The sequence below is a fragment of the Kordia jejudonensis genome (assembly GCF_001005315.1).
GTDB lineage: Bacteria > Bacteroidota > Bacteroidia > Flavobacteriales > Flavobacteriaceae > Kordia > Kordia jejudonensis.
In genome coordinates this window covers 38,921-48,729 of sequence record NZ_LBMG01000034.1, presented here as the reverse complement: position 1 = coordinate 48,729, position 9,809 = coordinate 38,921, and the positions used below count along the sequence as shown (strand labels likewise).

At 34.5% G+C, this 9,809-nt stretch carries 5 protein-coding genes; 2 read left to right on the top strand and 3 right to left on the bottom strand.

What is annotated here, in order from left to right; translation table 11 throughout:
* Nucleotides 1-4: 4 nt before the first annotated feature.
* Nucleotides 5-898: a DUF6734 family protein gene (locus tag AA089_RS16350; protein WP_046758055.1), complete on the bottom strand. Its 894-nt coding sequence runs from the start codon at nt 896-898 to the stop codon at nt 5-7.
* A gap of 167 nt (nt 899-1,065) precedes the next feature.
* Nucleotides 1,066-2,235 (bottom strand): acyl-CoA dehydrogenase family protein, encoded by a 1,170-nt coding sequence (locus AA089_RS16345; RefSeq protein WP_046758054.1) that lies wholly within the window; start codon nt 2,233-2,235, stop codon nt 1,066-1,068.
* Nucleotides 2,236-2,789: 554 nt separating this feature from the next.
* On the opposite strand from AA089_RS16345, the gene AA089_RS16340 reads away from it, so the two are divergent.
* Nucleotides 2,790-4,814, top strand: a complete 2,025-nt coding sequence (locus AA089_RS16340) for an NADPH-dependent 2,4-dienoyl-CoA reductase (protein ID WP_046758053.1) — start codon at nt 2,790-2,792, stop codon at nt 4,812-4,814.
* 112 nt (nt 4,815-4,926) lie between these two features.
* Here AA089_RS16340 and AA089_RS16335 read toward each other — a convergent pair whose 3' ends face one another.
* Complete coding sequence (locus AA089_RS16335; RefSeq protein ID WP_053002501.1) at nt 4,927-5,817, bottom strand: TraB/GumN family protein; 891 nt, start codon at nt 5,815-5,817, stop codon at nt 4,927-4,929.
* A gap of 427 nt (nt 5,818-6,244) precedes the next feature.
* Here AA089_RS16335 and AA089_RS16330 point away from each other — a divergent pair, with 427 nt between their 5' ends.
* Nucleotides 6,245-9,802 carry an RHS repeat domain-containing protein gene (locus AA089_RS16330; protein WP_156169064.1) on the top strand — a complete coding sequence of 1,186 codons (3,558 nt, stop codon included), beginning with the start codon at nt 6,245-6,247 and terminating at the stop codon, nt 9,800-9,802.
* Nucleotides 9,803-9,809: the final 7 nt, after the last annotated feature.

Below are 9,809 nucleotides of genomic sequence, written 5' to 3'. Positions count from 1 at the left end.
GCCGTTATATTTTATGTGAATCTAAAAGGTCTAACACGCGGAAATAGTGTTCAGGATAATCCATTTGTAACCTGTGTTCAATATGATTGCAAATGGTTTCACTTTTTTTAGCGTAGTTCGCAGGATGCGCGTAGGTTACTTTTGAAGGAACGCCGTTGAAATCAATTTTGACACCTTCGACACCTTTATCAAGATCATTAAGTACAGAACGTACGTCTTTGTTATGATAATCAGACATACAGTAAAAAAGGTATTGTTCGTAAATGCAATTGAAATAACCGACGTTTATCCTGTCTAAATTTTCCAGATTTTCATCTACAAATTGAAATGCTTTTTTGCAGTATTCTTTTAGGAATGCAATATCATTTCCACCAAAAACCCCAGCATTGCATGAGTGTACGATTCGGTTTTTTTGTCGTTGTTTTTTGACAACTGTTGGAATGTATGTTAAGTTTTCTTCTACCTCGTTTAGAATTGGGTAGTAAAATGGCAAGTCGGCATCTAAATTTTGAACAATTAATGGTGCGCTGTTGATGCTTTCATCAAACTTTTTCCAGATAAAAACATCGCCATCAATATGCATAAACGGTTCATCTTGAATCGAGTACGTGTACAATTTGCCAATTGCCCACAAATCATTGTGATAGTGATTTACCTTTTCAAGTGTCACATTTACGGCACTGTACGGAAGGTTTAGTTTGTCAATTAATAACGCTTTTCCTTCGGCATCTGTGACCAATTCGACACGATCGTAAAACTTATTGAGTTGCAGAAAACTTAGTGTCCAACTCATAAAGTTGTATCGCTTGTCAAGCCATCCACCATTAAAGCGATCAAAATCGTTTAGATTTTTAAACTTTAAGCTTGGTTTCGACCAAAAACTTTGTACTATTTTCATAAACTGTTTTTCTCTTTTTCAATATTTTTAGATGAAATACAGTTTTTAGGTTTTTCTTATGTGAACTTTTTATGTGATTAAATTCTTGGGGAATTTATTATACTCTTGTTTTTCTATAGTCTTTATATACTTCTATGTTCTGATTTGTTTAGTGTTTAACGATTGTTTTATATATGTCCTTTTAATAATTTTTTTGCGATAAGAATTTTCATAATTTCATTGGTGCCGCCGTATATTTTGGAAACTCTATTATCTGCGAATCTGCGAGAAATTGGATATTCCCACATGTAGCCGTAACCACCAAATAGTTGCAAACATTCATCAATAATGGAAGTGCTCATTTCAGAAGCGGAATATTTAGCAATGGCGGCAGATTCGGCGCTTAATGCTCCGTTTTTTTCCAACTCAATACAATTGTCAATAAATGCTTGATGAATTTGCAATTTAGAAACACATTCAGCAAGTTTAAACTGTGTGTTTTGAAAACCAGCAATGGGTTTTTTAAACGCTTTTCGAGTTGTTGTATAGGCAATCGTTTCTTCAATAGCACCTTTTGCAGTGCCTACGCTTGCAATTGCAATGGTTAAACGTTCACGTGACAATTCATTCATCATCAGTTGAAAACCTTTGCCTTCTCCAAACAAAATCTGTGTTTTAGGGACTTTTACATTGTCAAAAAATAACGAACAGGTATCCTGCGCATGCATACCCAACTTTTTAAAAGGAACTCCTTTTTGTATTCCTTCTGTGTCCGTATCAATCAGCAATAGTGTAATGCTATCTTTTTGTGAAGCATTTGGTGTTTTTACTGCTACAATGGCAAAATCACACAAAAGTCCGTTTGTAACAAACGTCTTTTCTCCATGTACTATATAATGTGAACCATGATCAACAGCTGTTGTAGTAATGTTAGACAAATCGCTTCCGCAATCGGGTTCTGTCATTGCAATGGCGCCAATCATTGTTCCTTTTGCCATTTCTGGCAAGTACTTATATTTTTGTGATTCTGAACCGTAATTAACGATGTAATTTGCCACAATATCAGAATGTAACGAAAAGCCAGGTCCTGTAATTCCGTACGTTGCCAATTTTTCAATAAATAAGGCACTAAACGTAAAATCGAATCCGACGCCACCATATTTTTCAGGAACATCAATGCAAAGCAAGCCTTGCGCGCCTGTAAGTTTCCAAATTTCTCTAGAAACTACTGCATTTTTTTCCCATTCGCTATGTAAAGGAAGGATTTCTCTTTTTATAAAATCATCAATCATCAAACTGATAAGTTCATGATTTTGACTTTCGTATATTTTTCTTTTTACTAGTAATTCGCTTAGCATTTTAGTAAGTACAGTCTTAAAATAATTACTATTTTTCCCATTAAAATAGTAAAAAAATAGCTGTTATGAATAGATTTAAACTAAAATTATCGATTGTTACAGAGAAGTTTACAACTACATCGATTGCGTACTAAAAACTGTGTAGTATTATTTTTACGTTTCAATTCTAAAACTATATAAAGTTGTTGATTTACAATCTTAAAGAAATTAAAAATGTGACTCTTTTTTTGTCTGAAATGATATGTGTAAAATCGTTTTTTGGACTTAAAAATGTATCGTTTAAAACGGAGAAATCTTGTATTTCTGAATTTTATGCCATTGTTATTTAGAAACAGATGAAAGTGTCATGTAAAAAGTAGTTGGTATTAGTCTAAAATGTAAGTATTCTTGATAATCTAGTACTTTCAAAAGAATCAAGATAGTTGCGAAATCAGCAAATAATCGTCAAGAAGTTTCAAAATATTACTTATCTTGCATTTATGCTATGCGTGCATAATATTTAATTCATAGAATTGTGCTATATTGAGTACAATCAGTTAAAATTGTTAGAATACATGAAGTACAAACATATTTTTGAACCTTTAGATTTAGGATTCACAACGCTTAAAAACAGGGTTTTGATGGGATCAATGCATACCGGTTTAGAAGAAGAGAAAAATGGATTTGAGCGAATGGCTGTATTCTACGGAGAACGTGCAAAAGGTGGTGTAGGATTGATTGTCACAGGAGGAATGGCACCAAGTGTTCGCGGTTGGTTGTCGCCGTTCTCATCACGAATGAGCACCAAAAAGCATGCGCGAAAGCATAAAGTAATTACAGAAGCCGTACACAAAAATGGCGGAAAGATATGTATGCAAATTTTGCATGCTGGTCGTTACGGACATCATCCGCTAAATGTAGCACCTTCTGCGATTAAATCTCCAATTACGCCTTTTAAACCTAAAAAATTAAGTAATTCTGGCGTAAAGAAAACAATAAAAAACTTTGCAAATTCGGCTTCTTTGGCAAAAATGGCAGGATATGATGGTGTCGAAATTATGGGTTCTGAAGGTTATTTGATCAATCAATTTATTGTAACACGTACGAACCAACGTACAGATGAATGGGGCGGAAATTATGCCAATAGAATGAAATTTGCTGTGGAAACCGTAAAAGCAGTTCGAGAAGCTGTAGGCAATGAATTTATCATTATTTACCGTCTTTCGATGCTCGATTTGGTAGAAAATGGAAGCAGTTGGGAAGAAGTTGTACACTTAGCAAAAGCCATTGAAAAGGCTGGCGCAACGATTATAAATACGGGAATTGGTTGGCATGAAGCCAGAATTCCAACAATTGCAACGTCTGTTCCAAGAGCTGCCTTTACGTGGATTACCGAACGCATGCGCAAAGAAGTCAGTATTCCTTTGGTCACTTCCAACAGAATTAACATGCCAAGTGTTGCGGAGAAAATTTTAGCTGACGGACATGCAGATATGGTTTCGATGGCACGTCCATTTTTAGCTGATGCTGAATGGGTAAACAAAGCTGCTGAAGAAAAGGATGATGAAATTAATACTTGTATTGCCTGTAATCAAGCGTGTTTGGATCATATTTTTAAGCAAAAAGTGGCGAGTTGTTTGGTAAATCCGAGAGCTTGTCATGAAACGGAATTTGATTATACACCGGCAAGCATTAAAAAGAAAGTTGCCGTTATTGGAGCTGGACCTGCAGGATTGGCAGCCGCAACAATTGCCGCGCAACGTGGACATGAAGTGACGCTGTTTGACGATCATACGGAAGTTGGCGGACAGTTTAACATCGCAAAACAAATTCCTGGAAAGGAAGAATTTTATGAAACCATTCGTTATTTCAATAAACAAATTGAATTGCACAATGTTGAATTGCAACTCGGAAAACGTGTGAATGCAGATGAACTTTCGCAAGGAAGTTTTGAAGAAATCATTCTGGCAACAGGAATTAAGCCTAGATTGCCAAAAATAGAAGGTATTGAACACGAAAAGGTATTGAGTTATTTAGATGTTTTAAAGCATAAAAAGCCAGTTGGAAAACGCGTCGCTGTGATTGGAGCAGGAGGAATTGGCTTTGATGTTTCTGAATATTTATCGCATGAAGGCGAATCGACTTCGCAAAATATTGATGCTTGGTTGAAGGAATGGGGAATTGATAAAACGTTGGAAGCACGTGGCGGTATTGAACATATGAAACCAGATTTTCACGGTTCGCCAAGAGAAATTTTTATGTTCAAGCGTAGCAAAGGTAAGTTTGGAGGGAATCTTGGAAAAACAACGGGTTGGATTCACAGAACGAACTTAAAAAAGAAGAACGTCAATTTTATTGGAGAAGTTCAGTATACGAAAATTGACGACCAAGGATTGCATTATACACAACATGAAGAAGCAAAAATTTTAGAAGTTGACAATGTTGTCATTTGTGCAGGACAAACGCCTTTGAAAGAATTGTTAGATCCGTTACAAGCTAAAGGAATGACCGTTCACGTGATTGGTGGTGCAGATATTGCCGCAGAGTTAGACGCAAAACGCGCAATTGACCAAGGAAGTCGTTTGGCAGCGAAGTTGTAGCAATACAAAAATATAAACATAAAAAATCCGCAATGTTCAGATGAATATTGTGGATTTTTTATGGTCTAAAAGCGCAGTGATCTAAGAGGTTTCTGCTTTCGCAGGAACGAGTCTAATATACAGCTTCAACCGTAAATCCTTGTTCTCTTAATAAGTTAATCACGCCTTGTTTGCCAGGTAAATGCAATGCGCCTACACCAATAAATGTTGGTTTCTCTTTTGTCATTTTTACAATGAGTGGAATCCAATTGCGATTGCGTTGATCTACTAAATCTTCTTGATAATCAGTTACCAAACCTTGATCGGACGTTATTTCTAGAAGTCCTTCTAAGTCTTCCGCGTTGTAATATTTTGTCATTTCGGCAAATCCTTCCTGAGTTTTTTCAGAACCTTCTTTTGCCATTTTCACTAATGATTTCAATTGTTCTTCGTAAGGAATGTTGTCAAAAGCTTTCATTTGATCTTCTACGGTTTCTAACCCAATGACTTTTTCTTTTTGCGCTGTGGCTACTTTGATAAATTCTGTTTCGTAGGCAGTTCCGTTTTCACAACTCGCTATTTTTGAAGTCAATGCAGAAGTAATTGCCAATGGTTTCATGGTATTGAATAACGACATGTCCATACCAACTTGTTTTTTGAAAAACGTTGCTAAGGTGTCATAATCTTCTTTATTTAATAAGCTTTTGATCGTTTTACCGTCTTCTAAGAAGATGTATTTCATCATGTCGTTTTGTAATTTTGGATCTGACATGTCTAGTTCTAATGCCAATTGATCTGTTTCGTCAAATGCTTTTTTGAGTTTATCGGTAAACACATAATCACAGGTTAAATGAATGGTTCCATATAGGTATGAAGCTTCTTCGATACCATTTCCTGTAATTTTCCAAAGTAGTGAATTTTCAAGTTTTGGAGTTGTGTTACTATTAGAAACAGATTTTGTCGAAGTACAACTGATAAAGAAGGCTAGAACGCAAAGTATTGATAGTGAAAGTCTTTTGTACATAAATTGTAATTGAGATAGTTGTTTAGGGTTGAATTTTGTAGAAAGATACTAAAAATATGAGCATATCATTTAAAATGAATCTTCGTTGAAAAGTATTAAACCTGTAAAAAATGACTAGTAAATCTTCATCAAATATTTTTTCAGACATTGATCAATTTGCTTCTAATTCTCAAATTTTCCTCAAAATTTAAAAGAATGAGTATTTCACTTCATGAATACAATTAAAATTTATAAAGTTTTTATTATCAGTTAATTATAATTTAAATCATTGCCTTTAATTCGATAATTCAGGGTTGTCTTATTAAAAAATCATGGAATTTTTCTATTCATTTGAACAGTTATTTCTAATACATATTTCATAATTCTTATGTAAAACAACAGTTCGTTTTTACTAAGATTTGAGTTTAAAAAAATTATATCTATGACAATGAATAAACCCTTTTTAATGATGTTGTTCGTACTCGGAAGCTTTACGCTTTATGCACAGCAACAAGGAATCGAAATCCCCAACTTTACGCCACCTTCGCCAGAAGCTGCAGCGATAACTCAGTATGGGAATCAAGAAATTAATGAATCTACTGGTAAAGCTGCCTTAAGCATTCCTATTCACACGTACACTGTGGGCGGCATTAGTATTCCTATAGGTCTTAATTATATTGGTAGTGGTGTAAAAGTAAATGCACCCAACACTTGGACTGGCGTTAATTGGACGCTAAACGCAGGTGGTGTAATTACCAGAGTAGTTCACGATGATCCTGATGAAGTGGCACAACATCGAATTAAACAAGCAGATATTGATGCGTTAGGTCTTGTAGATCATGGCCAAGCTGAAGAATTGACTGCTCCTAGTAATAATGCAGTTTTGTTACATCAATTTTTTAACAGTCCTGGCTGGGATACACAACCAGATGTTTTTTCTTTTTCATTTCCAGGAGGAAGTGGCAGTTTTTACTTAGATGAAAATTTCGAACCAGTATTAATTACAAATGATAATCCTTTAAAGATTGAAATTACTGGAAATCAGGGAAACCAAGCTAATTTGGTGCAGTTTAAAGAATTTAGAATCACAACTGCCGATGGAACCAAGTATTATTTTGGAGGAAACGAAGTTGAACAGACCAAAATGGAATATGGTTGGCATAGCGAAGTACAGCCATTAGCAGATACAGGATATTATCTACACAAAATTGAACATCCAATAAATGGGAATGTATTTTTTGAGTATCACAATATTGCACATTACAAAACAAGCGTAAGTGCTATGCATTCTGCACAAGATTACTTAGAGAATATTGCAGTTGGCGGAGTTCCGTTTCCTCCATCATACTGTCAACCTAAATCTGCTATAGGAAGATTGCCAGCATATGCTCCACAAACTGTTTTCAATAATATTTATAATGCAAGATTTTTAAAACGGATGTATACCAACGCAAATTCAATTCAGGAAGTACGTTTTAACTCAACCACAACCGTTAATGGTGGTTTTAATTTTGAACGCGTTTTAGAATCTATCGAAATTGTAAACAATACTACTGTTTTAAGAACTATTGATTTGGATTATATTTTTGATTATGAAGGTTTTTATGCCAATCGTTTTTTTCTAACTACAGTTGATTTCAATGATGATAAAAAATACTCGTTTAACTACAATAATCCTTTAGAATTACCTAGACGATTCTCGTATGCACAAGATCATTATGGATTTTATAATGGGGAAGAAAACAATACAGGCTTATTTCCTACGGTTCTACATCCTATAGATTCTTCACCTACACATCCAATCAATACATATTCAGATTATGCAAATAGAAGTTTCAATTTTGAAAAAAGTCTGTATGGAGCTTTAGAACAAATTATTTATCCAACTGGAGGACGTACAACTTTTGAATATGAATCGCATTTAAAAAAGAAAGCAACCACTAAAACAATTGGTTTAAAAGCATTTAGAAACAGTTTCCCTATTGATGATACAGGTGCGTATGCGAATGATGATTTGGTCGTTTCTGCAACAATTGGTGGAAATGGTCCAATAGATGTTGATTTAGGTCAAGATCCTGAGCCGTATACAGGAAATACATTATTGTACGATCAGCAAATTGAATTCAATTTAACTATTCATGCACTCTCTTTTCCTGGACATGAAAGAACCTACATACGAGTATTTGATGCAGAAACAAATACACAATTAGCAGAAACATTTCGAGTATTTTCGGGCACAAGTACGCCTAATAGTCCAGTTTCTGCACAATACACATTTACATTTCCTTTCACTTTTGAAAAAGATAAAACATATCATATTGAACTAGAATTGCCGAATAATACGTCAGGACCTGCAATGCATGCCAATCTTAACTTTAACTTCATAAATGGCGAACAACTTGTAAATGCCGGTAGTTTAAGAGTTAAAAAACAATTCGACCAAACTGCCTCAGGAGCCGATGTAACAAATATAAAACGCTATTACTACTTACCTAAAGAAGATGTATTTAAAGATCCTATTGATGTTGTTGATTATTTTCAAGAACCTAGTTATGTGAAACCAACACAATTATTAATACTGGAGGTGATTAATCAAACTTGTGAAGACTTTTTGGCTTCAAGTATAAGTCCTCACCCTGGAATTATCTTAGATTCGAGTCCTACAAATATTACCAATGAGCATGTGTTAAATAACTATAATAGGGTTACTGTTAGTTATGGAGGTGATAATTTTGAAAACGGCGGTATTGAAAAGCAATTCATTACTGAATCAGGTATCATCACAGCTATTTTTAAAACTCCTAGAATTGAAACACCGCAATTCGATGGATTAAGTAGCACTAATAAAAATGCTAGTTGGCGTTTTTTAAAAAATGGAAAACCAACCAAACAAACTGTTTTAACTTATGAAGATAGTGTTTTATATAAAATTAAAGAAACAACCACTAAGTACACCAACACTATTCTTTCTACCATTGAAGGATTTGCAGGTTCGTTTTTTCAAGATATAGGACCTGGATATATCATGCCGTATACCAATGTTGGTTTGGGGAAATTTCAAATACATGCTAAAAATATTGTTGTCTATGAAACCGTGAATATCGATTATATAGATGCAGTTGTAGTGGTAAAACCAATCAATACAAATCCATATAAACAACCAGGATGGCAAATAGGAGATCATGATGCCGATGGAATTGCAAATTTTGAAGATCAAGACTATTTAGATTTAGCAGCTACTTATGAACCTGAGCCTACAATAGAAGAAGCAGAAGCTAGAAAAATCATTACGACTACAAATTATGAATACAACAGCGACTATTCAGGATTACCTACCAAGACTACTGTAACAACGAGTACTGATAACAAAACGTATGAAACAGTAAGTCGTTATTTAGATGAACGTGTAGCTATTGCAAACGGAAATTCGACGCAATTATCCAATTATGATGCGTTGTATAATGCACATCGTGTAAACAATCCTATTCAAACAGAATCGTATGTAAATCGTAACAATGTGCCTACTTTATTGGCTACTCAAAAAACAATTTACGATGCTGTAAATACAGGTGGAAAAGTATTACCAGCCATTATTCAATCTGCAAAAGGAGCCAATACTTTAGAAGATCGTGTGGTGTTTGTTGATTATGATGCAAAAGGAAATCCCACAGAAATCCAATACAAAAATGGAAGTATTACAAAGTACAAGTACAACGGACTCAATCAAGTCATTCAAAAAATAGAAAACTATGAAGCGCCTATTGGTGGTTTTAACTTTACGGAACCCAACTTGACTATACTGTGTCAAAATGCTGCATCGGTGTATCCAAACTCTTATGTCACACTTTATTTTTACGATGCAACAACAAATCTCTTAACACACATTATTGATCCTAGTTGTAACAAAATAAGTTACGAATATGATGCCTTTTATCGACTGAAATACATCAAAGATAAAGATGGAAACATTTTAAGTAAAAACGAATACAATTACACGCAAAACTAAGATAGAT